Raw genomic sequence first — 25,439 nt, 5'->3', positions numbered from 1 at the left:
GTTGTCGGCCAGAAAATCAAGGCTTGCCGGCCGCGTGCCGGAGGGCCAAAAGCCCGCCGGATAGTCTGTCTTGATGTAGCAAACACACATGGTGGAGCGTTTCATGGAGTTTAACATTAAAAGCGGAAGCCCGGAAAAACAGCGCGTCGCCTGCGTTGTGGTCGGAGTGTACGAAACCCGCAAACTATCCTTTGCTGCCGACCTGCTCGACCGCATTTCCAACGGTTTCATTAGCGACGTGCTCAAGCGCGGCGACATGGACGGCAAGCTCGGCACCACCCTGGTGTTGCACTCTGTGCCGCACACCCTGTGTGATCGCGTGATGTTGGTTGGCCTGGGCAAAGAGCGCGATTTCCGCGCCAAAGAATACCGTGAAGCCATTCGCGCATCGGTGAAGGCGCTGGCAGCAACCCAGTCTAACGAAGTGGTCAGCTATTTGTCCGAACTGCACGTCAAGAAGCACGATGTAGAGTGGATGGTAGAGCAAGCTACGGTGGTGACGCTGGACGCCCTGTACCGTTTCGACAAATTCAAGTCGCGCCAGGACGATGTGCGCGAGCCCCGCAAGATGACTTTGGCCGTACCCCGCCGCAGCGACCTGACCGATGGTGAGCGCGGCTTGTCGCGTGGCCAGGCTATTGCTGCCGGCATGAAGATGGCCAAAGACCTGGCCAACGCTCCCGGTAATGTCTGCACTCCCAGCTATCTTGCTGACGCCGCCCGAGACATGGCGCAAGCGTTTGGTGCCGATGCCGAAGTGATGGGGCCGCAGCAGCTGGACGAGCTGAAAATGCACTCCTTCCTTGCCGTGGCCAAGGGTAGTGATGAAGAGCCGCGTTTCGTGGTGCTGAAGCACTTTGGTGCGAAGGACAAGAATGACCGCCCGATTGTCCTGGTGGGCAAAGGGCTAACCTTTGACTCGGGTGGTATCTCGCTGAAGCCCGGCGAAGGCATGGACGAGATGAAATACGACATGGGCGGTGCTGCCGCTGTACTTGGCGCCTTCCGTGCTGCGGTAGAAATGAAGCTGCCGCTGAACCTGATTTGTGTTGTCGCCAGCTGCGAAAACATGCCGTCCGGTCGTGCCGTAAAGCCTGGCGATATCCTTACCTCGATGTCTGGCCAGACCATCGAAGTGCTGAATACCGATGCTGAAGGCCGCCTGGTGCTGTGCGATGCACTTACTTATGTCGAGCGTTTCAACCCGGCCACCGTGGTAGACGTAGCCACCCTCACCGGTGCCTGCGTTATTGCACTGGGGCATGTTGCTACCGGTCTTTACAGTAACCAGGACAGCTTGGCCAAGGAGTTGTGGGCGGCCGGGGAGGAAGTCGGTGACCGCGCGTGGCATATGCCGCTGTGGGACGAATACCAAGAGCTGCTGAAGAGCCCGTTTGCCGACATGGCCAACATCGGTGGTCGTGCCGGTGGCAGTATTAGCGCTGCCTGCTTCCTGTCGCGCTTTGCCAAGGCTTACGACTGGGCGCACCTGGATATTGCCGGCACAGCATGGCGCAGTGGCAAAGACAAAGGGGCCACCGGTCGTCCGGTGCCGATGCTGGTGCAGTTCCTGCAGGACCGTGCCGATATCGCACTGGGCAATGTGGTGCGTCGTGGCCGCCCGCGTCGTGAAGTGGTTGAAGTGGCAGACGATGACGCGGATTGATTTTTACACCGGGGTTGGCAACGTGCAGGCATTTGCCTGTCGTGCCGCCCAGACGGTATACCGCAAGCAAGAACGGCTGCTCGTCGTGCTTGCTGACGACCAGGCGCTCGAAGCTTTCAGCCGGGCGCTTTGGTCTTTTGGTGAGGGCAGCTTCATTGCCCATAGTCGCTGGGATGCCAAAGAAGCCAGCGCCTCGCGCATCTGGTTGGCAACGCACTTTGACGTGCCGGCAGCCCCGACTGTAATGTTGAACCTGGGTGAGGCGCAGGCAGAAGACCCCTCGCGCTTTGCCCGCATATTGGAAGTCGTCAGTCAGGACGAAGCCGCCAAGGCTGTGGCGCGGCAGCGTTATCGCCGCTATCTCGACCTGGGCTTCGAAATTCAACATCACGACATGAGTGATGCAGCATGACAAATCCCTCTCCCGATAATGACTGGAACGCACTGGACCTGCCGGTGCTGACTGATGTGGTCGACGTTGATCCGCCAACGATTGATGTGCCTGTGTACGATTTTACCGCTGAGCTGGATGCCCTGGCCCAAGCGGTTCCCGCCGATGCCACGCCTGAGCTGGTACTGCCGCCAGAGCTTTCGCTGGACGATGTACTAGGCGATGACCTGCCTGCCGAGGACGCCAGCCTGAGCACCAGCCAGCTGATCGAACGCCTGCCGTCACTGGATCTGGAAATCGACCTGCCTGCCGAGCTAGCACTGGATGACGTACTGCCGGGGCTGGAGCGTGCACCCCAAGCCGAGATCGCAGAGGCGGCCGCGGAGGATTTCGACTTCACGCTGCAAGAAGAGCCGGCCGCGTCTACCAACGATAGCAACGGTCTAGGTGCGCTGTTTGCCCGCGCCAGTTTCGAGCCATTGGCACCAGCGGCAGACCCCGTTCCGCTGGCAGAGCGCGCTTCTGTGGACCGGCTGTCGGCGCAACTGGATGATTTTGATGCGCCGCTTGATATGCCGGAGTTGCCGGGAGACGCCTTCCTCAGCAAGGCCGGCGATGCGGATGTACAGGTGGAGGTTTTTTCTGCCGATTCGGTTGACGACGAATGGGCCGGCACCTGGGAGCCACCGCAGACGGTGGAACCCCCTTTATTGCGTGCCGAAGATCTGGAGCAAGCGCCAGGGCACGAAGCGTCATATGCTGCTGACGAGGCGGTAGCACTGGCTGACGCAACATCGCTGTTGTCGCCAGTAGCCGATAACGCACTGCCCGCTAGCGCCAATGCGGATACCCCGCCAGCATCGGCTGCAATTGTCACCGGCTTCGAGGCCCTGCCATGGGATGTACCTGAGCAGCCCGCGCCGGTGGCGCCCAACCTTGCCGTGTCGGTAGACGACATTCTGGCCAGCCTGCAAGCGGCGCCGGAGCCAACCAGCCCTGAGGCGGCTGCGAACGACCTGTCTGCGGACGCGGCACTGGCGGCCAGTCTCGATCTGCCGCCGGCTGCCGCCTGGCTGCCAGCGCAAGACGGCTCCGCGCAGGTAACAGATGCGGCACTGTCTGCCACGCAGCCGTTTATCGAGCAGCCCCTTGCTGCGCCGGCTGCCATCTCTCTGGATAGCTTGCCAACCGGTGTTCTTGGTGGCGGCCTGGGTCTTGCTGCCGATAGCAATGCCTTGGCAGCTGCCAGCCTGGGTCAGCCGGCCGCTGCCTTGCCTGGTGGCGGCGACTGGCTTGCCAGCCGCTCCGGTTTTGATGCGAGTGATAAAGAAGTAGAACTGGCATGGGCGCGGGATCTGGGCGCCGAGCCTCCGTTGGATCTGGATCAGTTGCCGCCGCCTGAGGCCGCAGTGGTGCCGGTGATTGCCGAAGTGATTCGTCTGCGCCGAGGCCAGGCGGTGGTACAGGAGACCACGCCAGTAACGCCACTGCAGCCGCCCATGCCAGCGCCGGCCGACGTGGTGACGGCAGCGACCGCCGCTGCCGAACCGGCATCCGGGCTGGCTGACGACACCATCCGTATCGAAGCAGTCAGCGAAGCGTTACCGTTGCTGGCCGCCACGCCGCCGGCTGCCCAGGCATTGGACGAAGACGCGCTGATCGAGGCGTTGTATGCCCGCGTGTTACCGCGCATGAAAGTGGAACTGACGCTATGGATGCAGGATGCGCTGGAGCAGCAGGCCAAGCAGCTCATGGCTGGTGTGATGAAACAATTGAAAGAAGATTTTGATATGATGCTGGCTGAATCGCTGCGCAGCGCACTGCGTGAGGCGCTGGACGAAGCAGCTGGCAAACACGGGGAGCAGCATGACTGATCGTTTATCCAGCATTATTACCCGTAGCGGGGATGAAGGCAGTACCGGTCTGGGTGACGGTAGCCGTGTGTCCAAGAATGCCGAGCGCATCCATGCGCTGGGTGATGTGGACGAACTGAATACGGTACTGGGCTTGTTGCGCTGCGAAAGCCTGCCTGAAGGGGTAGATGCTTTCCTCGCAGAAGTACAGCATGATTTGTTTGATCTGGGGTCCGAATTGGCCGTGCCTGGCTATCAGGCATTGCTGCCAGCTCAGTTGCAGATGCTGGAACAGCAAGCCGCAGCCTGGAACGACAGCTTGTCGCCGTTGAAAGAGTTCATTCTGCCAGGTGGCTGCCGCGCTGCTGCTATTGCTCATCAGGGGCGGGCGGTTTGTCGCCGCGCCGAGCGCAGCGTTGTTGCGCTGGGCGAGTTTGACGCCATGCCGCCATTGCCCCGGCAGTACCTCAACCGCTTGTCTGACGTATTATTTATCCTTAGCCGGCACCTCAACGCCGCTGCCGGTGTGCAAGATGTGCTGTGGCAGCCCCGCAGGTTGGCCGCAAACGCTTAAGGCGGCCTTGCTAAACGGCACCTTACGCCGATAACAGTCGAACCCAATACAGAGCCTGTTTGCCTCGCAAGCAGGCTCTTTTATCAATAGCAACGGAAAATTTTCAACGGTACAGGTGATGCCACCCGGTCTGTCGTCCGCCTCCGGGCGCGGGTCGGTTGCCTGTGTTGCTGGCGGTCACAAGGTCAGGCGCGGGCACGTCCGTGCCGTTCATAGTCGAGGTGTGTGGCCAGGTCGGCGGAGGTTACCGGCCGTGCCAGGTAAAAGCCTTGCAGCTCCAGATCGGGGTAGCGGCCTTGCAGGTAGGCCAGGTCGTGCGGGTTATCAATACCTTCTGCCACCATGCGCAGCTTCAACTGGCGACCGATCTGGATAATGCCGTCCAGGATGCTCTGCGTGCGGTGCGCCTGATGGATGCTCTTGATCAGCGTACGGTCCAGTTTCAGCTCGGTAATCGGCAAGTCTTTCAGCTGTTCCAGGTTGGTGTGGCCGGCGCCGAAGTCGTCCAGCGATAGCTCGAAACCACGCATCCGCAGGCGCAGCAAAGCCGCCAGCGTGTTACCCAAATTCTGGAAGGCCATGGTTTCAGTGATTTCCAGCACAATCTGGTTTGCCGCAATCTGCCGTTCTTCCACCTCTTTGATCAACCACTCAAAAAATTCGCTATCGTCCAGTAAGCCGCGAGACAGGTTGATGGATAGACGCAGGTCGTGCGCCCAGGCATTGCGACTGAGCAGATCAAGACTGGTCTGCACAATGCGCCGTGTCAGCAAGACAATGAAACCTTCATGCTCCAGGCGATTGATGAAGCTGGACGGGCCTAGCAGGCCATAAGCAGGGTGTTGCCAGCGTGCCAGTGCCTCCACTTGCAGTGCGCGTCGATCGCGCTGGTTATAGATTGGCTGAAAGTAGGCGCAGAACTGGTTTTGTGCCAGGCCCGAGAAAATTTCCGTTAGCGGGATGGCCTGCTCGGCAGCAAGATTGCTTTGCCGGTTGTGGAGTAATTGCTGTACTTGCTGCAGAAAGTCTTCCACCCCAACAGGCTTGGCCAAGTAGGCAATATTGGCAAAACCCAGCTCTTCGGCAGCACGCATGCAGTTCGCGAGCAGCTCTGGTACGTGGCCGCTCAGCAGCAATAGAGAGGGCAGCTGTACATGGCGCGAGAGGGCTTGTATCAGTTCTATGCCATCCATGCCTGGCATATTGATATCGGTAATAACCAAATCCAGCTGGCCCAGCTTGCGCGCCAACTGTTCCGCCCAGCGCCCGTCTGATGCTTCATGTACCTCAACATCCGGTAAAGTTCGGCACAGTGCTGCCAGCGCTTCGCGCTGACTGGTGCTGTCTTCTGCGATAAGGATATGGCAAGCCATCGGTGCTTCCTCCAGCGTTCATTAAGTATAAGCACCTTCAATAAAATCTTTCTAGAATTCTATATTAATCAATGCTTATGGGCCCCCGAGCATACGACTGTGGCACAATGCAGCGCTGTTTTTACCCGCAGATTACGGACATGAACAAACACGCCTTACAACAAGCCATCCAGCAGGCAATGGCTGCAGGTCGCAGCAAACAGGCTATTTATGATGAACTGCAGCCACAGGCGGCCAACCCCGGCCAGCTGGCCTATCTGCTGGCAGCCAGTATCGGCCCCGCACGGCGCCAGCAGTTGCAGGTCAAAAACCACACCTTGGTTGCGGTGATGATGGGCTATACCCTGTTATCGCTCGGTATGGGGTACCACGGCGGCGTACTGGCCAGCGGCCAGGGTGGGGTGTGGATGGCCTTGTTTAGTGCGTTGGTGCCTGCCGCGTTTGCCATCGGCTTTGCCCGATGGCTAGCTGCCGCGTTTAACGTCTATATCCTGTATTCGCTGATCCAGCTGCCGCAGTTGCTATCGCAGCTGTCGCAAGGGGGCTGGTGGTCGATGCTGCCACTGTTGATGACGGTGCTTACTCTGGTGCTGACCTGGCATCTGCGTGGCCAGGCGTTCCCCGACTTTACGCCGCTGTGTGTGCCACGTCGCAATGCCGACGGGCAGTTTGTGTTCCGCGACTGAGCGCTGCGGGCTGTATCCGTCAAACGGCGGCCAACCTTAGCCGGGTTGGCCGCCGTTTTGCGTGGCTGGCTACTGTGGAATGTACAGCGTGCCTTGCATCAGCGGGCGGGCGTGGCGGGTCATGACCACTTCGGCAATCTGCCAGCTGCGGCCTTGGCGTTGCACGATGGCTTCCAGCGTCTGGCTGCCGCCAGCGTGGGCAAAGGTGAGGGCTTGGCCGCGTACCGGGGCGCCGCACAGTTCGGCCACCAGCGTGTTGTTGATGGCGGCGGCCGCGGCCAGCGCGATGGCGCCGGTGCCGGTGTAGGCGTGGTGCAGGCGGCCCATCGATACGATGCGGGCGGTTAGCGCACAGCCGGCTTGGCTGGCGGGGGACAGGAAGCTGATTTTGGGTGTGGCCGGGCGTTCGCGCTGGATGGTGTCGATGTCCGGCCCCAGCTTCATCATCACCGCGCCGGCGCAGCGCGCCCATTCCAGTTTTTGTTGCTGTTCGGCGCTGAGGGCGTGGCCGGTTTCGTCACCGCGCAGGCCCAGGTCGGCCGCGCGCACGAACACGGTGGGGTTGCCGGCGTCGATCAGCGTGGCGTCCAGCCTGCTGCCGTCGGGCAGGGTAAGCGTGTCGCGCGGTCGGCCGGTGGGAAACAGCTTGCCGCTGGCGCCGCCGGCCGGGTCCAGAAAACGCAGCCGTATCGGTGCAGCCGGGAAGGCGATGCCGTCCAGCTGGTAGTCGCCCCACCAAACCGGTGCGCCGTCCTGCATCGTTAGCTCGGCAATGATTTTCTTGCCGATATTGGCCTGCCAGATGTGCACGGCTACCGGGCCGTTGGCCGGTGCACCGGCGACCAGCTGCTGCATCAGCGCAAACACCGGTACGGCGGCGCTGAGGTTACCGCAGTTGCCGGACCAATCCACCAGCGCGTCGGCGATGGCGACGTGGCCGAACAGGTAGTCCACGTGGCAGCCGGGCTGTTGCGACGGGCCGATGATGACGATCTTGCTGGTGCTGGAGATGCCGGTGCCCAGGCCGTCCAGCTGGCCGCCGTATGGGTCGGGGCTGCCCAGCGCACGAATCATCAGCGCCTGTACGCGGGCCGGGTCGTCGGGTAGCTGGTCGGCACGGAAGAACAGGCCCTTGCTGGTGCCGCCACGCATCAGCGTGGCGGGGAGTGTGGTAAAGGTCATGCCGGGTGCGGGTAGGTTTTCTTGGCCTGGGCGATGGCGGCCACGCGGGCGGCGTCCACGGCCTGGGCGATGTTCTTCTTGTCGGGGCAGGCTTTGGCTACCGCGCCGGCGTCCACCGCCTGGGCAGCGGCCAACATGGTGGCCAGGTAGTCGGCCTGCGGGTAATCGCACTGCTCGAAGTGCAGGCGGCCACGGGCGTCGGCCACGCAGGCGGCCAACAGCTGGGCAAAGCGTTCCGGCCGCCGCAGCGCGTCGCAGTCGCGCAGCAGGCCAAGGACGGTGTCCGGGCGTAGCTGGAAGGCCGTGTGCACCTTGGTGTGGTATAGCGCGGTGATGCGTGCCAGGTCGCGGCACTCGGCGGGGACGCGCAGCCGTTCGCACAGTGCCAGCAGCGGTGCTTCGCCACGCGATTCGTGGCCGATGTGGCGCGGCAGGATGTCGGCCGGGGTGCGCGCCTTGCCCAGGTCGTGCATCAGCGCGGCAAAACGCACCGGCAGCGGCTGGCTTTGGCTGGCGCTGTAGTCCAGTACGCGCATCACGTGGTCGCCGGTGTCGATTTCCGGGTGGTAGTCGGCGCGTTGCGGCACGCCGAACAGCGCGTCCACTTCGGGCAGCAGCCGCGCCAGGGCGCCACAGTCACGCAACACCAGCAGCATGCGCGACGGGGTGTCGGTCATCAGGCCTTTGGCCAGCTCCTGCCACACACGCTCGGCCACCAGTGCGTCCACCTCGCCGTTGGCCACCATCTGCTGCATCAGCGCTTGCGTTTCCGGCGCCACGACAAAGCCGAAACGGGCGGCAAAGCGCGCCAGGCGCAGGATGCGCACCGGGTCTTCGGCAAAAGCCGGGCTGACGTGGCGCAGCACGCCGGCCTGTACGTCGGCCACCCCGCCGTAGGGGTCGATCAGCGTGCCGTCGTCGTCCTGGGCGATGGCATTGATGGTGAGGTCGCGGCGGATCAGGTCTTCTTCCAGCGTGACGTCGGGCGCGGCGTGGAAGGTAAAGCCGTGGTAGCCGCGGCCCACCTTGCGCTCGGTGCGCGCCAGCGCGTACTCCTCGTGCGTGTGCGGGTGCAGGAACACCGGGAAGTCCTTGCCTACCGGCTTGAAGCCGCGGGCCAGCATGGCGTCCGGCGTGGCGCCTACTACCACCCAGTCACGGTCTTTCACCGGCAGGCCCAGCAGGCGGTCGCGCACGGCGCCGCCAACGATATAGCACTTCATCAGCGGGCGGCCCTGGCGCGGTAGCGGTCCAGTGTCAGGTTGCTTTCCTGCTGGCCGAGGTAGAGCGGCGCCACGGCTTCCAGCGCGGTGGGGGCAAAGCCTAGCAGCGCGGCGGGGAAGGGCTGGTCGCTGACGTTGTCCACCCGCAGCGAGCGCACGTTATCGGCGCTCAGCAAGGCGGGGCCGGGCAGCAGGCCCAGCAGCGTGGCTTGCAGCATGGCGGCCCATTCCGGCAGGCCGACGATGGTACGCGGGTGGCCGGACAGGTTGGCCGCGTAGGCCACCAGCTGGCGCAGCGTGTAGACGCCGGGGCCGGCCAGGTCCAGCTTGCGGCCAACGGTGGCCGGGCGCGCCAAGCTGGCGGCGACGGCGCGGGCCACGTCGTCTACCCATACCGGGGCAAAGCGGGTACCGGCGCCGCCAATCGGCAGAAAAGGCGCTGTGGCGGCCAGCTTGGCAAACATGTTGAGGAAGTTGTCGCCGGCGCCAAAGATCACCGACGGGCGCAGGATGGTGTAATCCAGGCCGCTGGCTTCGATCAGCCGTTCGGCCTTGCCCTTGGTTTGCTGGTAGTCGCTGGGGGCCTGCTCGCTGGCGCCCAGCGCGCTGATGTGCACCAGGCGGCGGATGCCGTTGGCGTGGCACGCGGCCACGATTTTCTCCACCAGCTGCACGTGGGCGTGTTCGAAGGCAGCGCGGCTGCCATGCAGGATGCCGACCATGCTGATCACGGCGTCGTGGCCGGCCAGTAGCGCGGCCAGCTGCGCCGGGTCGTGTACGTTGCACTCGCGCAGCTCGGCGTGTGGCAGCGGGATCAGCGTGGCCTTGTGGCGCTCGCGGTTGCGGGTGGCCAGCGTCAGCGCGTGACCGTCACGGGTGAGGTGTTCTGCAATGTGGCTGCCGACGAAACCGGCGCCGCCGATGATGGCTATTCTCATTATCCACTCCCAGTATGTTCAGCGGCCTGCACCTGTCGTTGCAGGCCTGTCGTCAAATGTTGTCTAGCGTGGCGGGATGGTGCCCAGCCTTGCCGTGAGCGTGGTATTACCCTGGCGGAAGGCGCCGGCGTAGTACACCGCATTGGCCAACACCTTCTGTACGTAGTCTCGCGTTTCATTGAAGGGGATGGTTTCGGTATAGATGGCGCCCTCCAGCGGGCGATTGGCTTGCCAGCCGCGTGCGCGGCCTGGCCCCGCATTATAGGCCGCGGTAGCCAGTACCGGCTGGCTGTGCAGGGTGTCCAGTACGTGACGCAGATACCAGGTACCCAGCCGGATATTGTCGTTGATATCGTTGACTTGGTAGCTCGGCATGCCGATTTTGCCGGCTACCCATTTGGCAGTGGCCGGCATCAGCTGCATCAGGCCGCTGGCACCCACGCTGGAACGCGCCACGTTGAGAAAGCGGCTTTCCTGGCGAATCAGGCCGTAAACCCAGGCCTCGTCGATGTCCAGCTGCTGGGCGTAAGTGCGGGTAATGTCACGGTATGGTGTCAGATAGCGCAGGCTGAAATCGTGGCTGTCGCGGGTGCGTTCGGCAGCGTGGATGGCCATGTCGTACAGACCGCGCTGGCGGGCGAGGTCGGCGGCGGCCAACAGTTGCAGGTCGCTGCGCTCGCGCAGGGCCCAGCGCCATACGCGGCGGCCTTCTTCGCGCCATTCGATACGGTTGCTGCGTTCTGCCAGCTCGAACAATGCCAGTGCTTGCACAACGCCAGGGTCGCTGGCCACGCTGCGGCTGGTGGCGTCGTCTACCTGTACGCGTGTTGGTGGCGCCTCCAGTGTTGCCCCCAGCGCTTCTTTGGCCAGCAGACCGTAGTAGCTATGTTCGAAGCTGGTTCTGACCAGTAGCGGCGTGGCTTCGTGATTACGGCCTTGCGCTCTCATGGCACGGGCACGCCAGTACTGCCAGGCAGGCTTGTTGGCCAGCTCGTCCGGCATGGCGCGGGCAATCTGCTCTACCCGCGCCCAGTCTTCTTGGCGCAGGGCGGCCCGTAGCCACCATTCCCACTGGTCGTTATTGAATTGCGCGCTGTCTGCCTGGGCAAAGGCACCCAGTGCCGTAGGCATGTCCAAGCGCCGCGCGGCCAACAGCCCCAGTTGGCCATAAACGAAGCCGCGCTGTGCGGTGCTTAGCTGCTTACTGTCGGCCAGTTGTGCCAGTGCGCCGCTGAGGTCGCTCTTGCCACGATTCACCAGTGCCTGTGCTTGCTGTTCCGGGCTGCCGGGTCGGAAAAAGCTGTCTTCCAGCTTGGCGGCGGCGGCCAGTCGGCGCGCAGTGGTAGTGAAGTTGCCGGCGATGAGCAAACGCAGCCGGGCTTGCGTCTGGGCATTATCCAGCAAGCCGCGTGCGGCTTGGGCGTCGATCAGGCGGTTGCAACCGTCGGCCAGGTTGCCGGCCAGGTAGCTGCGGTCGGGCTTGATGCTTTGCTGGTTCTGCAGGGTGGCCAGATTGATAAAGCACACGGTTTCGGCGTCGCGGGCATTATCAGCCAGGACTGGTGCAGTTTTCAGCAGCTCTTCCCACTGGCTGCGGCGGCCCATGTCTTCCAGCAGTTCGTTGAGGGTGCGCTCGACCAGATAGCCGCTACGGTAGCGATTGACGAACTGGCGCGCCGGGTTGCTATCGCCGTTTTCCAGCGCTTTCAGCCCCAGCCAGTAGCCGGGGTAGGCGTCCAGCGGGTCTTTGCCCGCCTGGCTGGCCAGGGTGCTGAGGGTTGCGGTGTCGCCGTTGCGGAAGGCGTCGCGGGCCTCGAATAGCTGGCTGTCGCTTAGCGCGTGGCTTAGTAGCGGCAGCAGGGCGAAACCCAGCAGGGAGTAGCGTTTTTGCATGGTCATTTTCGCCAGAAAGCAGGGGTAAACAGAATCAGGATGGAAAAAATTTCCAGCCGGCCCAGCAGCATGGCAAAGCTGCAGACCCAGGTCTGGAAGTCGTTGAGCGCAGCGTAGTTACCGGCCGGCCCCACCTGGCCCAGCCCCGGGCCCACATTGTTGATGCAGGCCAGTACGGCACTGAAGGCGGTGATGAAGTCCAGCCCGCTGCCGATCAGCACGAAAGACAGCAGTACCACGCTCATGAAATACACAAAGATAAAACCCAGCACCGAAAACGCGATGCGCTCGGGGATGGTGCGGCCACCGATTACCAGCGGCAGGACCGCACGCGGGTGCAGCAGGTTCCCCATTTCGCGCAGGCTTTGCCGCGTGAGTACCAAGGTGCGGATCATCTTGATGCCGCCGCCACAGGAGCCGGAGCTGACGGTAATGCACGACAGGAACAGCATCCACAGCGGTACCAAGATGGGCCACTGCGCATAATCCACGCTGGCGTAGCCGGTATCGGTGGCAATCGATACAAGGTTGAATGCCACATGGCGTAGTGAGGTGGCAAAGTCGTACACCCCTTGCCACCACAAGTACACACTGCAGAGCAGTACGCTTGCCGCTAGCAGGCCCAGCACGTAACGTGCCTCAATATCCTGCCAGTAGCTGCGTAGTGTTCGGCCTTGCCAGGCGGTAAAGTGGGTGGCGAAGTTAAGCGCCCCCAACAGCATGAACAAAATGAGAATGGCTTCGATTAGTGGCGAGTTGAAGTAGCCGACGCTCTGGTCGTAGGTGGAGAACCCGCCTAGCGCTACGGCGGTAAATGCGTGACAAATGGCATCCAGCGGCGTCATGCCGGCCAGGTACAGGCAGGCAAAGCAGATCAGAGTCAGCGTGCTGTACACGTACCACAAGTTCTTGGCCGTTTGGCCGATACGCGGTGCCAGCTTGTTTTCTTTCATCGGCCCCGCCATTTCGGCCTTGTACAGCTGCATGCCACCGATACCCAGCATAGGCAGGATGGCCACTGCCAGCACAATGATGCCCATGCCGCCCAGCCAGCTCAGGAAATGGCGCCAGAAATTCATTGCAGGCGCCAAGTTTTCTAGCCCTTGCAAGGTGGTGGCGCCGGTGGTGGTGAGCGCCGACATCGCCTCGAAGAAGGCATCGGTGACGCTGAGATTGGGTAGGTACAACCACAGCGGCACGGCTGACATGGCAGCAAAACTCACCCATAACAGGGTGACCAGAATAAAACCGTCGCGTGGTTTGAGTTCGCGCTCGAAGCGGCGTGTGGCCAGCCAGCTGACGCTTCCGATGGCCAGACCGCTACCCGCCGAGTGCACGAAATGCCGCCAGCTGCCGTCCTGGTAGTACCACGACACCAGGCAGGGCACCAGAAACATCAGCGCCGACAGCAGGATCAGCTTGGATAGCACATGAATGATGGGCAGCAGCTTGCTCATGCTGGCACTTCGTACAGTTCGATCGGCAGCCCGTCCGGGTCGGCCAGAAAAGTGAAACGGCGGTCCGTGTATTCGTCCACGCGTACTGGCTCGCAGACCACCCCCAGGCTTGCCAGGCGGCTGATGTCGGCGTCCAGGTCAGTGGTGGCCAATGCCAGGTGGCGTAGGCCGCAGGCCTCTGGCCGGCTGGGTCGCGCTGGCGGGTTGGGGAAGCTGAACAGTTCGATCTGGCAGCCGTCCGGCAGTGCCAGGTTCAGCTTCCACGAGTCACGCTCGGTGCGGTAGTGCTCCGACACCAGCGCGAGGCCCAGGGTGTGCAGGTAGAAATCGCGCGAGCGCGTGTAGTTGGCCGCAATGATGGCCACGTGGTGAATGCCGCGAATGCTCATGCTCAGAAGAATCCCAGTTTGACTTGCGTGAGTTTTTCGATCTGCCGTACGCGGTGACGGCCGTGCACAAAGATGATCAGATGGTCTTCGGCCTGCAGCACGGTATCGTGGTGTGCCATCAGCACCTGACCGTCGCGGATGATGGCGCTGATACTGCAGCCGCGCGGCATGTCCAACGCATCGATACGGCGGCCAACCATGCGCGAGTTGTGCTCGTCACCGTGGATGATCACCTCCAGTACCTCGGCGCGGCCGCGGCGTACCGGGTGCGCTGCCACCACGTCGCCACGGCGCAGGTGGGCCAGGATGGAGCCGATAGTGGACAGGTAGGGGGAGATGACGATATCGATGCGGTTGCCTTCCAGCAGGTCCACGTAGCTGGCGCGGTTGACCAGTGCGATGACGCGGCGGGCGCCCATGCGCTTGGCCAGCAGCGTGGACATCAGGTTGTCTTCGTCGTCGTTGGTCAGCGCGCAGAAAGCGTCCATTTCGTCGACGTTTTCTTCATCCAGCAGCTCTTCGTCAGTGGCGCCACCGTGCAATACCAGCACGCCGGGCAGGTTTTCCGCCAACCAGCGCGCGCGTTCAGCACGGTATTCGATGATTTTTACCTCGTAGTCATCGGCCAGTTGCCGCGCCAAGCGGTAGCCGATATTGCCGCCACCGGCAATCATCACGCGTTTTACTGCCTTTTCGCTGGGGCGCAGCTCGGCCAGCATGGTGGGGATGTCGGCCCGCGCTGCCACAAAAAACACCTCGTCGCCTTCCTGAATGACCGTGCTGCCGTCTGGACGTACCAGGCGGTCGTCACGGTAGATGGCGCAGATGCGACAGTCGGTATCCGGCATGTCTTCGCGCAGTTGGCGCAGCGGTTTGCCCAGCAGCTTGCCGCCTTGCTGCGCGCGCGACACTACCAACTGGGCACGGCCATCGGCAAAGTCGATTACCTGTAGTGCACGCGGGTATTGCAGCAGCCGCTTCAGGTTTTGGGTCACGATCTGTTCCGGGCAGATGGCGTGCTCCACGCCGAATTGCTCCAGTACCGGCAAATCGCCGTCCACGTAGTCGGTGGCGCGGATGCGGGCAATGCGGGTGGGGATGTTGAAGTGGCGCTGCGCCAGCGCACAGGCCAGTAGGTTAGTTTCGTCGCTGCGGGTCAGCGCCAGCAGCATCTCGGCCTCGTCGGCACCGGCGTGGCGCAGCACGCCGGGCAGGGCGGCGTTGCCGGCGACGGTGCGGATGTCCAGCCGGTCTTGCAGCACTTTCAGCAGGTTCGGGTCTTGGTCGACTACGGTAATGTCGTTGCCTTCGTCCACCAGGTTTTCGGCGACGCTGGCGCCAACCTGGCCACCGCCTAGTATCAGTATCTTCATGTTCTTTGCGCAGCCAAGGTGCCGCCGGATGAGTGTCTGCGCCCATTTTACGATGCATCAAGCCTGCATATCGAGTGCTACGCAGTCGCCATGCCGGCATTGCATGGCATGTTGTCGTGCGTATTTGTATTTAGGCCATTGATTAAAAAAGAGTATTTTCTCATGGCGAGCGGGTGGTGTTGGAAATTGCCCAATTCGGGGAAATGATTTCAATAAATCATGGCCAGCGCTTACCGCCGGGCAGATAATGCGCTGTTGATGCCTTTATGCAGTCTGACTGGTCGGGGGCGCCCTTACAGCCGATGACAATACTGTTTTTTCTTTTGCTTGCCGCCGCTTGCCTTATCGTGCTGCGGCGTATGCGCTACTTGCAGCGACAACTGCAGGTTCTGCGGCAACAGGCAGCGCAGCAAAGTCGGGCCACGCAAGATTTCTTGTCGGTAGCTGGCGACTGGTTTTGGGAGCTGGACGCCGAGGGCCGCATCGTGCGCTGCACTGAGGCGCTGCAGCCGCTGTTGGGCTTTGCACCGTTGTCCTTGTACGGTTTGCACTGGCAGCAGTTGCAGGGCACCCGGGGGTCGCCACAGGCCAGCGCCCAGTTGGCCGCATTGCTGGCGGCAGGTCAGCCGTTTCGCAAGCAGGTACTGTTGCTGCATTGTCCTGATGGCGTAGAGCGGCACATCGAGCTGAGTGCGGTGCCGGTGCGCGATGCGCAGGGCCGGCTCACCGGCTACCGTGGTGCCGGTCGTGACGTAAGCGAGGCGCAGCAATTGCAAACGGCGTTGCGACAAGGCAAGCAAGACCTGGGTTTGTCGCTGTCGCAACAGGCACTTGCCCTGATCGAGGCGCGTCTGGCGGCCGAACAGGCTTGGCAGACGCAAAACCGCTTACTCGCCAATGTGTCGCACGAACTGCTGACCCCGCTGCATGGCATGCTCAATTTTGCCGAGATGGCTCGCCTGAAACTGGCGCGTGGCGACGTTGGCCGCGTGGCCGAGCACTTGGCCAATATTGCTGCTAACGGGCAGCGCTTGCAGTACCAGCTGAACGGTTTGATCGACCTGGCTGCGCTCAGTGGTGGCCGGCGGCCGTTTCACTGGCAGAGCCTTAACCTGCGCTTGTTGGCCGAAACCTGCCTGGCACAATACGAGCCGGCCATCTCCCAACAGCGACTGCTGGTTGAGCTGCACAGCCATCCCCTGCCAAGGCTGGTGGCTGATCATGGCAGTATCAGCCAGCTGCTGAGCCACCTGCTGGGTAATGCGGTGCGCTTTTCGCCGCCGGGTGGTTTGATACGCATCGATATCGATCGCCTGGCCGATCGGGTCACGCTACGTATCAGCGATCAGGGCCCAGGCGTTGCCGCGGCAGATGCCGACCGCATTTTCGAGGCTTTTGAGCGTGGCGACAGCAGTAATGGTCACAGCGGGCTGGGGCTGGCCATTTGCCGCCGGATTGTCGAAGCGCACGCAGGCACCTTGTCGCTGCTGCCTGCAGCGCAGGGTGCCTGCTTCGAAGTGACGCTGCCATTTGTGGCAGGCCAGCTGCTGGAGCCACCCCCGCAGGCGCTGGTGCCGGCGCCGTTGGCGAGGTAAGTCGTGGCGGGCGTGCGGCTTACTGACGCCGGTCTTGCTGTTCGGACGGCTTGTCGTCGTCTTCCATCAGAATGCGGTGTGCCGGGCCTTCTAGGTCGTCAAACTGGCCGGATCGCGTCGACCACCAGAACAGTAGGCCGATGAAGAACACCAGCACGATGCTCATCGGTATCAACAAGTACAGGCTTTCCATTACGTGCTCCGTTTGATCAGGCGCAGCGCGTTGCTGACAACCAGCAGCGAACTGAGCGCCATGCCCAGGCTGGCCAGCCAGGGCGTCACCCAGCCAGCCATCGCCAGCGGCAGGGCAAGCAGATTGTACATCGCGGCCCAGGCCAGGTTTTGTCGAATGATGTGCATGCAGCGTGCGGCCAGGCCCAGTGCTTGTGGCAGGCGGCCCAGCTCGTCGCCCATCAGCACCATGTCGCCACTGGCGCGTGCTACATCGGTGCCGCCTCCCATCGCCAGCGACACGTCAGCACGGGCCAGTACCGGCGCGTCGTTGACGCCGTCGCCCACCATCAGCACACGGGCGCCGGCTTGCTGTAGTTGGCCGACGTAGGCCAGCTTGTCTTCCGGTGTGGCGGCGGCACGGTAGTCGGCAATCTGCAGTTGTGCGGCCAGGCTGGCGACCGCCTTGTCGGCATCGCCGGACAGCAAATGCACCCGCAGGCCGCGTGCCTGCAAGGCCTGGACCAGCGCGGCGCTGTCGTCGCGTACCTGGTCACCAATGGCAAACACGGCGGCCACGCCGCGGGCATCGCCCAGCGCGATGACGGTAGCGCTGGCCGGCAGGTCGTCCGGCAGGGCCACGCTGCCGCCCAGTTCCGCCACGAAGGCCGGGCGGCCCAGGCGCCAGCGCTGGCCGGCAAAGTCGGCTTCTACACCCTGGCCGGGGTAGTTGCTACGTTGGCCGCAAGCGGGTAGTGCGCTGTCTTCGGCGGCTTGCAGCAGCGCACGCGCAATCGGGTGTTCGGAGCCTTGCTCCAGCGCGGCGGCAATGGCCAGCGCCTGTTCGGCGTCCGGATGGCTGAAGCGGTAGCTGGCCAGCAGGTGCATGCGGCCGTGGGTGAGGGTGCCGGTCTTGTCGAATACCACGTCGCTGATGCGCGCCAGCGTTTCCAGCGCATGGCCGCGGGTGGTGAGGATGCCCAGCTGCGCCATGTGGCCGGTGGCGGCGGTTAGCGCCGCGGGCGTGGCCAGCGACAGCGCGCACGGGCAGGACACCACCAGCACGGCCACGGTCACCCACAAGGCGTGCTCCTGGCTGCCGGCCAGGCTCCAGCCGATATAGGTGGCGGCGGCGGCCAACAGCAAAACGGTGACGAACCACACCGCGTAGCGGTCGGCCAGCTCGGCCAGGCGGGGTTTTTCCGCCAGCGCCTGGTCCATCAGTCGCACAATGCCCGCCAGGCGGGTGTCGCTGCCGGTGCGGGTAAGGCGCAGCAGCAGCGGGCTGGCCTGGTTGACACTGCCGGCGATCACGCTGTCGCCGCTTTGCTTGGCAATGGGAGTGCTTTCACCGGTGAGCAGCGCTTCGTCCACGCTGCTGCTGCCTTCCAGAATGTCGCCGTCGCAGGGAATGGTTTCGCCCGGTTTCACCAGTACCACATCGCCTACCGCCAGCTGGCTGACGGCCACTTCCTGCTGCGCCGGGTCTTGCGGCCAACCCGGCACTGTGTGGGCAAAGGCGGGGATCAGCTTCACCAGCTTTTCGGTGGCTTCGCCGGTTTTGCGCCGTGCCATGCTTTCCAGATAGCGGCCACCCAGCAGCAGGAAGATGAACATCGACACCGAGTCGAAGTACACGCCGTGTTCCACCTTGTTCAGCAGCGCCCACAGGCTGGCCAGGAAGGCGGTAAGGATGCCGATGGTCACCGGCGTATCCATGCCGACCCGGCCGCGCTTCAGGTCGCGCCAGGTGCTGCGGTAGAACGGCACCGCCGAAAACAGCACCACCGGCAGCGTCAGCACAAAGCTGGACCAGTGCAGCATCCACAGCCACTGGCTTTCGATCTCGCCGTCCGGCGCCATGTACACCGGGTAGGCGTACATCATTACCTGCATCATCGACAGCCCGGCTACCCACAGCCGGTTCAGCGCCATCTTGCGCTCTTTCTGGTGCAGCGCTTCCTGGCGCGAGGCGTCGTAGGGGTGGGCGCGGTAGCCGATGGCGGCGATGGCTTCCAGGATCTGGCTGAGCTTCAGCTGGCGTACGTCCCAGCGCACGCGGGCGCGGTGGTTGGCGTAGTTGATGTCGACCGACAGCACGCCGGCCAGCTTGCGCACGTGTTGCTCGTTCAGCCACACGCAGGCGGCGCAGGTAATGCCTTCCAGCATCAACGAGGCCTCGCGGATGTGCTCGTCCTCCACGTGTACGAAGCTGTGCTGCAGCGCTTCGTTGTCGTACAGCTGCATCTGTTGCAGCAGCTCGGCCGGTAACGGCTCGGCCTGGCGCTGCTCGGCGGTGCGGTGTTCGTAGTAGTCGGACAGGCCGCTGTCGATGATGGTCTGCGCCACGGCCTGGCAGCCGGCGCAGCAGGCCTGTTCGGTGCGATTGCGGTAGCGGATGGGAAAAGCCTGCCCCTCGGGTACGGGCAGGCTGCAGTGGAAGCAGGTCGGATTCATGGCGTGCTATTGTAGTGCAAGAGATGCTTCTTGTTTTGCCGAGGGTCAATCATGTCCATGCAGCTGGTTACACAAAGCGCGCCGGGTGGCGCCGATACGCTCGAAATCACCTTTGCCGAGAAGCCGCAGCCGGCGCCCGGCCAGCTGCGCGTGCGCGTGCTGGCGGCCGGCATCAACCGCGCCGACATCGTGCAGCGCGAAGGCCATTACCCGCCACCGAAGGGCGCGTCGCCGGTGCTGGGGCTGGAAATCGCCGGTATTGTCGATGCCGTCAACGGGCCGTCCCGCTTTCAAGAGGGCGACGCCGTGTTCGGGCTGGTGTCCGGCGGCGGCTACGCCGAGTACGCCTTGATCGATAGCAGTGCCGCCTTGCCCAAGCCCGACCTGATGAGCTGGGCCGAAGCCGCCAGCCTGCCCGAAGCGTGGATGACGGCGTGGTTCAACCTGGTGGACATCGCCGCCGTCCAGCCGGGCGAGACGGTGCTGATTCACGCCGGCGCCAGCGGCGTGGGCGCGGCGGCCATCCAGCTGGCCAGCCTGCTGGGTGCCCGCGTGATTGCCAGCGCCGGCAGCGACGACAAGCGCGCGTATTGCCGCAGCCTGGGTGCGGAAGTGGTGATCGACAGCCGCCAGCCCGGCTTTGCGGCCAACCTTAAGGCGCAAGGCGGGGTGGACGTGGTGCTGGACCCGGTGGGCGCCGCGCTGTTCGACGACAATATCGCGGTGCTGAAGCCGGACGGGCGCCTGGTGGTGATCGGCATCATGGGCGGCAGCAGCGCCACGCTGAACCTTGGGTTGCTGCTGGTCAAACGGCTGCGCTTGCTGGGTTCCACGCTGCGCAGCCAGCCGGAGGCGGTGAAGGCCAGGTTGGCCGCAGCGCTGGAAGCCGAGGTGCTGCCGGCGCTGGCCGACGGCCGTGCGCGCATCACGCTGGATAGCGTTTACCCGCTGGCGGCGGTGGCCGACGCCCACCGCTACGTGGAAGATAACTGCAACCTGGGCAAGGTGGTGCTGAGCCTGCTGCCTGTCATCACGCCGTAACCGGGTTTCGATAATCTGGCCCTAACAGCAAATCGCTTCTGCTGGATGGACCTGGATGGGATGCGGGGCTGCCTTTGGACGGGCAGCCCCTCTTTTTTTGCCCGCCGTGGCCACCCGCCGCCTGTGCTAGACTGCGCGCTTGCCAGCGGGCGCCTGCCGCCCCGCCCAACGAACACGAAAGCCCCATGCATGACTACCGGCAACGAGCCCTGGCGCCACGCCAAAAACCTGCAGCAAACCCTGGACACCCTGCTGGCCGAAGCCATCACCGCCAGCGGCCTGTGCCGCAAGATCGCCGAGCAGCTGCATTCGCAGCAGCAACATCAGGGCGAGCGCAGCGCGCTGTCCAGCAGCTTTGGCCTGCTGGTGCGTAACAAGAAAAAGAAGGAATTCATCGGCGGCTGGCTCAATTACCAGATCAGCCTGGCCGGTGATGGCCTGCCGCAGCGCGCAGACGGCCAGCCGTGCGCGCCGGTGCTGCACGTGGCGCACTGGGCCTGCGAGTTTGCTTTTGAGTACGACGCTTATGTCGGCTTCCCCGCCAGCCTGTGGCAGCCGTGGCAGCAGCAGGGCGACAGCCTGCTGTGGTGGGAAGAGAGCGACAGCCAGTTCGGCCCGGAATGGACCTACACGCTGGACCTGGCGGCGCTGAACAGCGACGATGCGCTGCGCGCCGCCGTGGTGGCACCGGCGCTGGCGCTGCTGGCCGGCAAGCCGGTGGCCGAGGCGCTGCCGGCTACCACTCCCGGCCTGTTGCGCTACGGCAGCGTACAGGACGCCAACGGCGACACCGACCTGCGCGTGCTCTGAACGTCCCTTAAACAAGTAATGCGCGATGCGGCCAACCTTGCCAGCCAGGGTTGGCCGCAGTGCTTTTGGCGGTGGCCGGTAGCAAAACACCCGGCGCGGAGCCGGGTGTGCGGGTAATGCGTGCCGTTAGGCGAGGCTTAGGTCCACTGGATCAGCGTGTGGTTTTTCTTGCCGCGCTTCAGCAGGCTGTACTGGCCAAACAGGCGGTCGCTATCGGCCACCTGGTAGTCCAGCGCCTCGATCTTGTTACCGTTGATGCTGACCGCGCCGCTCTGGATGAAGGTACGGGCTTCGGACTTGGACTTGGCCAGGCCACCGGCCACCAGCGCGTCGATCAGGCCGGCTTGCGCCAGTTCGATCTGCACGCACGGCATGCCGTCTTGTGCCAGCTGCGCCAGGTCGGAGGCGGTGAGGTCGGCGACGCTGCCGCTGAACAGGCTGGCGCTGATGCGCTGCGCGGCGTCCACGGCGGCCTGGCCGTGCACCAGCGCCGTAGCTTGCTCGGCCAGAATGCGCTGCGCCTGCGGCTTGCCGCCGCTGGTCTTGTCCTGCTCTTCGATGGCGGCGATCTCGTCCAGCGACAGGAAGGTGAAGTAGCGCAGGAACTTGTACACGTCGGCGTCGGCGGTGTTCAGCCAGAACTGGTAGAACGCGTACGGGCTGGTCTTGCTGGCATCCAGCCATACAGCGCCGCCTTCGGTCTTGCCGAATTTGGTGCCGTCGGCCTTGGTCACCAGCGGCAGGGTCAGGCCGTACACTTGTTTCTGGTGGATGCGGCGGGTGAGGTCGGTGCCGGCGGTGATGTTGCCCCACTGGTCGGAACCGCCAATCTGCAGTACGCAGCCGTGGCGACGGTACAGCTCGGCAAAGTCGTAACCTTGCAGCAGGCTGTAGCTGAACTCGGTGTAGCTGATGCCCTGGTCTTCGCGGTTGATGCGCTGCTGTACCGATTCCTTCTTGATCATCTGGTTGACGGAGAAGTGCTTGCCGATGTCGCGCAGGAACTCCAGTGCGCCCATGCCGCCAAACCAGTCGTAGTTGTTGGCCATGATGGCGGCGTTGTCGCCGTCAAAGCTCAGGAACGGCGATACCTGGCCGCGGATTTTTTCTACCCAGCTGGCAATCACGTCCGGGGTATTCAGTTTGCGCTCGGTAGCCTTGAAGCTGGGGTCGCCGATCATGCCGGTAGCGCCGCCTACCAGAGCGATAGGCTTGTGGCCGGCTTGCTGGAAGCGCTTCAGCACCAGTACCGGTACCAGATGGCCCAAGTGCAGGCTGTCGGCGGTGGGGTCGAAGCCGCAATACAGGGTCACGCTTTCCTTGGCCAGCAGTTCTTCTAGCGCGGCGGCGTCGGTTTGTTGTGCAATCAGACCGCGTGCTTGCAGTTCCTGGATAAGCGAGACTTGGGACATCTGTATTGTTCTCCTGAATGGTCGGGGCGCGCGGCCCCACAGCAAAACAGCAAGTTTACCCGATTTTGCCGTTTTGCTGCGTTGGCACATGGCGGCCAACATTTGTTAAGGATTGCTGCAGCACTTGATACGGCAGCAGGGTTAAAATCCTTGTTGCATGAGGACATGCCGGCACAGGCCGGTACAAAAGGGAGAGGGTAAATGAGTAACAAGGTAAAAGTGTGGGACGTGCCAACGCGATTGTTTCACTGGACGCTACTGGCGATGTTTGTAGGTATGTGGGTCTCTGTTGAAAACGGTGAGCTGTTGATCCACACCCGTCTGGGGGTGGCGATGCTGGTACTAGTGGTGTTTCGTGTGCTGTGGGGGTTTGTGGGTAGCCAGACCGCCCGCTTCAGCGACTTTTTCAAACCCTGTCAGGTAAAAGCCTACCTGCGTGGCGAAGTCAGCGAAAACCAGCAGCCGGGCCACAACCCGCTGGGTGGCCTGATGGTACTGGCGCTGCTGGGGGCGCTGCTGGTGCAGCTGGGGCTGGGGCTGTTTGCCGCCGATGTAAATAGCTATACCTTCGACGGCCCGCTGGCCAAACTGATCGACAGTGAGCTGGCCGAGCAGATTACCGAATGGCACGAACTGTGGTTCAACCTGCTGCTGGGCTTGGTTGGCGTGCACGTACTGGCGATTGTGGCCTACCGCAAGCTGAAAAACGTGAACCTGGTGCCGCCGATGATCACCGGCAGCAAAACGCTGGCAGGCGAGGTCAAGCCGCTGCGCTTTGCCCCGGGCTGGCTGGCGCTGGTAGTGCTGGCGGTGGCCGTCGTGCTGGTGGTGGGGGGCTTGTCGCTGGTGTAAACACCGGCGTCGGGCTTGGCAAAGGCACGCTGCGGCGTGCTTTTTGTTTTGCCGCGAGGTAGTGCGCGCGCTACGGTCATGCCGCTTTGGGCCGCCGCGGGTAGGCAAAACCTGTCTGCCCGGGTGGTTTTTCATGGTGAATGCTGCAGTAATCTGCTGCGCGCAGGCTTTAACTGTAATCAATTTAGTACACGGCCATTTCGTACCATAATGAGGCAACGATAAACGGAGACCACACCATGACCCGACGTACCAAGATTGTTGCCACCCTTGGCCCCGCCTCCAGCGACCCGCAAACCCTGGAACGCCTGCTGCAGGCCGGCGTCAACGTGGTGCGCTTGAACTTCTCGCACGGCAGCGCACAAGACCACATCGACCGCGCCGCGCTGGTACGCAGCACTGCCGACAAGCTGGGCCTGCCGGTGGCCATCATGGTGGACTTGCAAGGCCCCAAAATCCGCGTCGGCAAGTTTGCCAACGGCAAAACCACGCTCGCCAACGGCCAGCCGTTCATTCTGGATGCCGAATGCGCGCTGGGTGACGACGGCCGCGTAGGGCTGGATTACAAAGAACTGCCGGGCGACGTAGAGCCGGGCGCCGTGCTGCTGTTGGACGATGGCCGCATCGTGCTGGTGGTGGAAAAGGTGCTGGGTAGCCAGATCCATACCAAGGTAAAGGTGGGCGGCGTGCTGTCCAACAACAAGGGCATCAACCGTCAGGGCGGCGGCCTGTCTGCGCCGGCGCTTACCGCCAAAGACATCGACGACATCAAGGTGGCAGCCCAGCTGGAAGCCGACTACGTGGCGGTGTCCTTCCCCAAGAGCAGCGCGGACCTGTACATGGCGCGCACGCTGATCAACGCCGCCGGCTGTCAGGCGCGCATCATCGCCAAAATCGAACGCTGCGAAGCCATCACCAACCTGGACGACCTGATCAACTCTGCCGACGGCATCATGGTGGCGCGTGGCGACCTGGCCGTCGAAGTGGGTGACGCCGCCGTGCCGGCGCTGCAGAAGCGCATGATCCGCGCCGCACGCGAGCGCAACAAGCTCACCATCACCGCCACCCAGATGATGGAATCGATGATCAGCAGCCCGGTGCCCACCCGTGCCGAAGTGTCCGACGTGGCCAACGCCGTACTGGATGGTACCGACGCGGTGATGCTGTCCGCCGAAACCGCCGCCGGCCAGTTCCCGGTAGAAACCGTGGAAGCCATGTCGCGTGTGTGCATGGAGGCGGAAAACTCCAGCGACTACCAGCTGGAGCGCACCTTCCTCAACCGCGAGTTCACCCGTGTTGACCAATCCATCGCCATGGCCGCGCTGTTTACCGCCAACCACCTGCCGGTGCGCGCGCTGGTGTCGCTCACCCAAACCGGCTCTACCGCGCTGTGGATCAGCCGCGTCAACTGCGGCGTACCTATCTACGCGCTGACGCCCGAAGTAGGCACCTACCGCCGCCTGGCCATGTACCGCGACGTGTTCCCGATGCTGCTGCCCGCCGCCACCGACCAGAAAAAGCTGCTGGCCGCCGCCGAGCGCAAGCTGCTGGAACGTGGCCGGGTAGAGCAGGGCGACGTGCTAGTGGTCACCATCGGCGACACCGTCGGCATGATGGGCCACACCAACACCATGAAGATCATCAAGGCGGGCGAATCGCGTTAAACGGTTAGTGCCTGGCTAGCCAGGGCTGCTTTGTCTGTTACCTCTTGCGGCCAACCGTGCTTGGAACGGTTAGCCGCAATGTCATTCAGGCCATGAAAATACACTTTGCATTTATCGTGCAAAATGCCGATTTCATTGTTCTGTGGAAGCGCTGCTTCATCATGCCGAATCATGACAATTGCTTGCTATGATGCAAGGCCATGAGCAACGGAGGGGTCATGAAACCAGCGTACCTGCTGTACATTGCGGCAGCTGTACTGGTCGTACTGCTGGCTTGGGTGATGCTCGGTAGCAACCCTGACGACCCGCGTGTTTGCCCGCCGGAGCGTCGGGTCGGCAACTTCTGCAAAGCCAGCCTGCCCGGCGGCGTAATCTGGCTACGCGAGATCCCCGGCGCCCGCCCGGCGGGGTAGTGCGCGGGCTGTACGAGTGGTGCGTT

22 protein-coding genes are annotated in these 25,439 nt (G+C 63.1%); 11 read left to right on the top strand and 11 right to left on the bottom strand.

What is annotated here, in order from left to right:
• Window positions 1–103 precede the first annotated feature (103 nt).
• From ACK4FZ_RS02405 to ACK4FZ_RS02390, 4 genes are read left to right on the top strand one after another with little or no spacing between them, the layout of a single operon-like run.
• Window positions 104–1,666 (top strand): leucyl aminopeptidase, encoded by a 1,563-nt coding sequence (locus ACK4FZ_RS02405; RefSeq protein WP_409818131.1) that lies wholly within the window; start codon window positions 104–106, stop codon window positions 1,664–1,666.
• A complete protein-coding gene (locus tag ACK4FZ_RS02400; RefSeq protein WP_409818130.1) occupies window positions 1,653–2,078 on the top strand; it encodes a DNA polymerase III subunit chi in 426 nt (141 codons plus the stop codon). The genes ACK4FZ_RS02405 and ACK4FZ_RS02400 overlap by 14 nt, the downstream gene beginning before the upstream one ends.
• The gene (locus ACK4FZ_RS02395; protein WP_409818129.1) at window positions 2,075–3,931 is read left to right on the top strand and encodes a hypothetical protein; all 1,857 of its coding nucleotides are present in this window, start codon (window positions 2,075–2,077) and stop codon (window positions 3,929–3,931) included. The genes ACK4FZ_RS02400 and ACK4FZ_RS02395 overlap by 4 nt, the downstream gene beginning before the upstream one ends.
• The gene (locus ACK4FZ_RS02390) at window positions 3,924–4,484 is read left to right on the top strand and encodes a cob(I)yrinic acid a,c-diamide adenosyltransferase (protein ID WP_409818128.1); all 561 of its coding nucleotides are present in this window, start codon (window positions 3,924–3,926) and stop codon (window positions 4,482–4,484) included. Before ACK4FZ_RS02395 ends, ACK4FZ_RS02390 begins: the two co-directional genes overlap by 8 nt.
• A gap of 185 nt (window positions 4,485–4,669) precedes the next feature.
• Here ACK4FZ_RS02390 and ACK4FZ_RS02385 read toward each other — a convergent pair whose 3' ends face one another.
• Complete coding sequence (locus ACK4FZ_RS02385; protein ID WP_409818127.1) at window positions 4,670–5,857, bottom strand: EAL domain-containing protein; 1,188 nt, start codon at window positions 5,855–5,857, stop codon at window positions 4,670–4,672.
• Between the two features lie 140 nt (window positions 5,858–5,997).
• Between ACK4FZ_RS02385 and ACK4FZ_RS02380 the strand changes: the two genes are divergently transcribed.
• A complete protein-coding gene (locus ACK4FZ_RS02380; RefSeq protein ID WP_409818126.1) occupies window positions 5,998–6,543 on the top strand; it encodes a hypothetical protein in 546 nt (181 codons plus the stop codon).
• A 69-nt stretch (window positions 6,544–6,612) separates the two neighbouring features.
• Here the strand turns inward: ACK4FZ_RS02380 and ACK4FZ_RS02375 are convergent, their stop codons facing one another.
• The 7 genes from ACK4FZ_RS02375 to trkA form a co-directional block, all read right to left on the bottom strand.
• Entirely contained in the window at window positions 6,613–7,725 is a 1,113-nt protein-coding gene (locus tag ACK4FZ_RS02375; protein WP_409818125.1) for a PrpF domain-containing protein, read from the bottom strand.
• Window positions 7,722–8,948 (bottom strand): multifunctional CCA addition/repair protein, encoded by a 1,227-nt coding sequence (locus tag ACK4FZ_RS02370; RefSeq protein ID WP_409818124.1) that lies wholly within the window; start codon window positions 8,946–8,948, stop codon window positions 7,722–7,724. Before ACK4FZ_RS02370 ends, ACK4FZ_RS02375 begins: the two co-directional genes overlap by 4 nt.
• Window positions 8,948–9,886 carry a complex I NDUFA9 subunit family protein gene (locus ACK4FZ_RS02365; protein ID WP_409818123.1) on the bottom strand — a complete coding sequence of 313 codons (939 nt, stop codon included), beginning with the start codon at window positions 9,884–9,886 and terminating at the stop codon, window positions 8,948–8,950. The genes ACK4FZ_RS02370 and ACK4FZ_RS02365 overlap by 1 nt, the downstream gene beginning before the upstream one ends.
• Before the next feature lie 63 nt (window positions 9,887–9,949).
• Window positions 9,950–11,779 carry a transglycosylase SLT domain-containing protein gene (locus ACK4FZ_RS02360; RefSeq protein ID WP_409818122.1) on the bottom strand — a complete coding sequence of 610 codons (1,830 nt, stop codon included), beginning with the start codon at window positions 11,777–11,779 and terminating at the stop codon, window positions 9,950–9,952.
• 2 nt (window positions 11,780–11,781) lie between these two features.
• On the bottom strand, window positions 11,782–13,236 hold the full coding sequence (locus ACK4FZ_RS02355) for a TrkH family potassium uptake protein (RefSeq protein ID WP_409818121.1): 1,455 nt from the start codon (window positions 13,234–13,236) through the stop codon (window positions 11,782–11,784).
• Complete coding sequence (locus tag ACK4FZ_RS02350; protein ID WP_409818120.1) at window positions 13,233–13,625, bottom strand: VOC family protein; 393 nt, start codon at window positions 13,623–13,625, stop codon at window positions 13,233–13,235. The genes ACK4FZ_RS02355 and ACK4FZ_RS02350 overlap by 4 nt, the downstream gene beginning before the upstream one ends.
• Before the next feature lie 2 nt (window positions 13,626–13,627).
• Window positions 13,628–14,998 carry a Trk system potassium transporter TrkA gene (trkA, locus tag ACK4FZ_RS02345; protein WP_409818119.1) on the bottom strand — a complete coding sequence of 457 codons (1,371 nt, stop codon included), beginning with the start codon at window positions 14,996–14,998 and terminating at the stop codon, window positions 13,628–13,630.
• A 359-nt stretch (window positions 14,999–15,357) separates the two neighbouring features.
• Here trkA and ACK4FZ_RS02340 point away from each other — a divergent pair, with 359 nt between their 5' ends.
• Window positions 15,358–16,593, top strand: coding sequence for an ATP-binding protein (locus ACK4FZ_RS02340; RefSeq protein ID WP_409818118.1), 1,236 nt, complete (start codon window positions 15,358–15,360; stop codon window positions 16,591–16,593).
• A gap of 19 nt (window positions 16,594–16,612) precedes the next feature.
• Here the strand turns inward: ACK4FZ_RS02340 and ccoS are convergent, their stop codons facing one another.
• Together ccoS and ACK4FZ_RS02330 are read right to left on the bottom strand one after the other, a co-directional pair.
• Window positions 16,613–16,786 carry a cbb3-type cytochrome oxidase assembly protein CcoS gene (gene ccoS, locus ACK4FZ_RS02335; RefSeq protein ID WP_409818117.1) on the bottom strand — a complete coding sequence of 58 codons (174 nt, stop codon included), beginning with the start codon at window positions 16,784–16,786 and terminating at the stop codon, window positions 16,613–16,615.
• On the bottom strand, window positions 16,786–19,221 hold the full coding sequence (locus tag ACK4FZ_RS02330) for a heavy metal translocating P-type ATPase (protein WP_409818116.1): 2,436 nt from the start codon (window positions 19,219–19,221) through the stop codon (window positions 16,786–16,788). Before ACK4FZ_RS02330 ends, ccoS begins: the two co-directional genes overlap by 1 nt.
• Before the next feature lie 51 nt (window positions 19,222–19,272).
• Here ACK4FZ_RS02330 and ACK4FZ_RS02325 point away from each other — a divergent pair, with 51 nt between their 5' ends.
• Together ACK4FZ_RS02325 and ACK4FZ_RS02320 are read left to right on the top strand one after the other, a co-directional pair.
• On the top strand, window positions 19,273–20,262 hold the full coding sequence (locus tag ACK4FZ_RS02325) for an NAD(P)H-quinone oxidoreductase (RefSeq protein WP_409818115.1): 990 nt from the start codon (window positions 19,273–19,275) through the stop codon (window positions 20,260–20,262).
• Window positions 20,263–20,451: 189 nt separating this feature from the next.
• A complete protein-coding gene (locus ACK4FZ_RS02320) occupies window positions 20,452–21,072 on the top strand; it encodes a hypothetical protein (protein WP_409818114.1) in 621 nt (206 codons plus the stop codon).
• A 137-nt stretch (window positions 21,073–21,209) separates the two neighbouring features.
• Here ACK4FZ_RS02320 and tyrS read toward each other — a convergent pair whose 3' ends face one another.
• Window positions 21,210–22,484, bottom strand: a complete 1,275-nt coding sequence (gene tyrS, locus ACK4FZ_RS02315; protein WP_409818113.1) for a tyrosine--tRNA ligase — start codon at window positions 22,482–22,484, stop codon at window positions 21,210–21,212.
• A 201-nt stretch (window positions 22,485–22,685) separates the two neighbouring features.
• Here tyrS and ACK4FZ_RS02310 point away from each other — a divergent pair, with 201 nt between their 5' ends.
• The 3 genes from ACK4FZ_RS02310 to ACK4FZ_RS02300 all read left to right on the top strand — a co-directional run bounded on the left by ACK4FZ_RS02310 (window position 22,686) and on the right by ACK4FZ_RS02300 (window position 25,413).
• Window positions 22,686–23,336, top strand: coding sequence for a cytochrome b/b6 domain-containing protein (locus tag ACK4FZ_RS02310; protein WP_409818112.1), 651 nt, complete (start codon window positions 22,686–22,688; stop codon window positions 23,334–23,336).
• Window positions 23,337–23,575: 239 nt separating this feature from the next.
• Window positions 23,576–25,000: a pyruvate kinase gene (pyk, locus tag ACK4FZ_RS02305; protein WP_409818111.1), complete on the top strand. Its 1,425-nt coding sequence runs from the start codon at window positions 23,576–23,578 to the stop codon at window positions 24,998–25,000.
• Window positions 25,001–25,218: 218 nt separating this feature from the next.
• Window positions 25,219–25,413, top strand: a complete 195-nt coding sequence (locus ACK4FZ_RS02300; protein WP_409818110.1) for a hypothetical protein — start codon at window positions 25,219–25,221, stop codon at window positions 25,411–25,413.
• The last annotated feature ends 26 nt before the right edge of the window (window positions 25,414–25,439 follow it).

The organism is Vogesella sp., from assembly GCF_046297735.1.
Taxonomy (GTDB): domain Bacteria; phylum Pseudomonadota; class Gammaproteobacteria; order Burkholderiales; family Chromobacteriaceae; genus Vogesella; species Vogesella urethralis.
This window is presented reverse-complemented; position numbering and strand designations above follow the sequence as displayed.

What these genes read in the sequence shown, in the direction of transcription:
- ACK4FZ_RS02405 (WP_409818131.1), top strand. Translation starts at nt 104, where the DNA reads ATGGAGTTTAACATTAAAAGCGGAAGCCCGGAAAAACAGCGCGTCGCC.
- ACK4FZ_RS02400 (WP_409818130.1), top strand. Translation starts at nt 1,653, where the DNA reads ATGACGCGGATTGATTTTTACACCGGGGTTGGCAACGTGCAGGCATTT.
- ACK4FZ_RS02395 (WP_409818129.1), top strand. Translation starts at nt 2,075, where the DNA reads ATGACAAATCCCTCTCCCGATAATGACTGGAACGCACTGGACCTGCCG.
- ACK4FZ_RS02390 (WP_409818128.1), top strand. Translation starts at nt 3,924, where the DNA reads ATGACTGATCGTTTATCCAGCATTATTACCCGTAGCGGGGATGAAGGC.
- ACK4FZ_RS02385 (WP_409818127.1), bottom strand. Translation starts at nt 5,857, where the DNA reads ATGGCTTGCCATATCCTTATCGCAGAAGACAGCACCAGTCAGCGCGAA.
- ACK4FZ_RS02380 (WP_409818126.1), top strand. Translation starts at nt 5,998, where the DNA reads ATGAACAAACACGCCTTACAACAAGCCATCCAGCAGGCAATGGCTGCA.
- ACK4FZ_RS02375 (WP_409818125.1), bottom strand. Translation starts at nt 7,725, where the DNA reads ATGACCTTTACCACACTCCCCGCCACGCTGATGCGTGGCGGCACCAGC.
- ACK4FZ_RS02370 (WP_409818124.1), bottom strand. Translation starts at nt 8,948, where the DNA reads ATGAAGTGCTATATCGTTGGCGGCGCCGTGCGCGACCGCCTGCTGGGC.
- ACK4FZ_RS02365 (WP_409818123.1), bottom strand. Translation starts at nt 9,886, where the DNA reads ATGAGAATAGCCATCATCGGCGGCGCCGGTTTCGTCGGCAGCCACATT.
- ACK4FZ_RS02360 (WP_409818122.1), bottom strand. Translation starts at nt 11,779, where the DNA reads ATGCAAAAACGCTACTCCCTGCTGGGTTTCGCCCTGCTGCCGCTACTA.
- ACK4FZ_RS02355 (WP_409818121.1), bottom strand. Translation starts at nt 13,236, where the DNA reads ATGAGCAAGCTGCTGCCCATCATTCATGTGCTATCCAAGCTGATCCTG.
- ACK4FZ_RS02350 (WP_409818120.1), bottom strand. Translation starts at nt 13,625, where the DNA reads ATGAGCATTCGCGGCATTCACCACGTGGCCATCATTGCGGCCAACTAC.
- trkA (WP_409818119.1), bottom strand. Translation starts at nt 14,998, where the DNA reads ATGAAGATACTGATACTAGGCGGTGGCCAGGTTGGCGCCAGCGTCGCC.
- ACK4FZ_RS02340 (WP_409818118.1), top strand. Translation starts at nt 15,358, where the DNA reads ATGCGCTACTTGCAGCGACAACTGCAGGTTCTGCGGCAACAGGCAGCG.
- ccoS (WP_409818117.1), bottom strand. Translation starts at nt 16,786, where the DNA reads ATGGAAAGCCTGTACTTGTTGATACCGATGAGCATCGTGCTGGTGTTC.
- ACK4FZ_RS02330 (WP_409818116.1), bottom strand. Translation starts at nt 19,221, where the DNA reads ATGAATCCGACCTGCTTCCACTGCAGCCTGCCCGTACCCGAGGGGCAG.
- ACK4FZ_RS02325 (WP_409818115.1), top strand. Translation starts at nt 19,273, where the DNA reads ATGTCCATGCAGCTGGTTACACAAAGCGCGCCGGGTGGCGCCGATACG.
- ACK4FZ_RS02320 (WP_409818114.1), top strand. Translation starts at nt 20,452, where the DNA reads ATGACTACCGGCAACGAGCCCTGGCGCCACGCCAAAAACCTGCAGCAA.
- tyrS (WP_409818113.1), bottom strand. Translation starts at nt 22,484, where the DNA reads ATGTCCCAAGTCTCGCTTATCCAGGAACTGCAAGCACGCGGTCTGATT.
- ACK4FZ_RS02310 (WP_409818112.1), top strand. Translation starts at nt 22,686, where the DNA reads ATGAGTAACAAGGTAAAAGTGTGGGACGTGCCAACGCGATTGTTTCAC.
- pyk (WP_409818111.1), top strand. Translation starts at nt 23,576, where the DNA reads ATGACCCGACGTACCAAGATTGTTGCCACCCTTGGCCCCGCCTCCAGC.
- ACK4FZ_RS02300 (WP_409818110.1), top strand. Translation starts at nt 25,219, where the DNA reads ATGAAACCAGCGTACCTGCTGTACATTGCGGCAGCTGTACTGGTCGTA.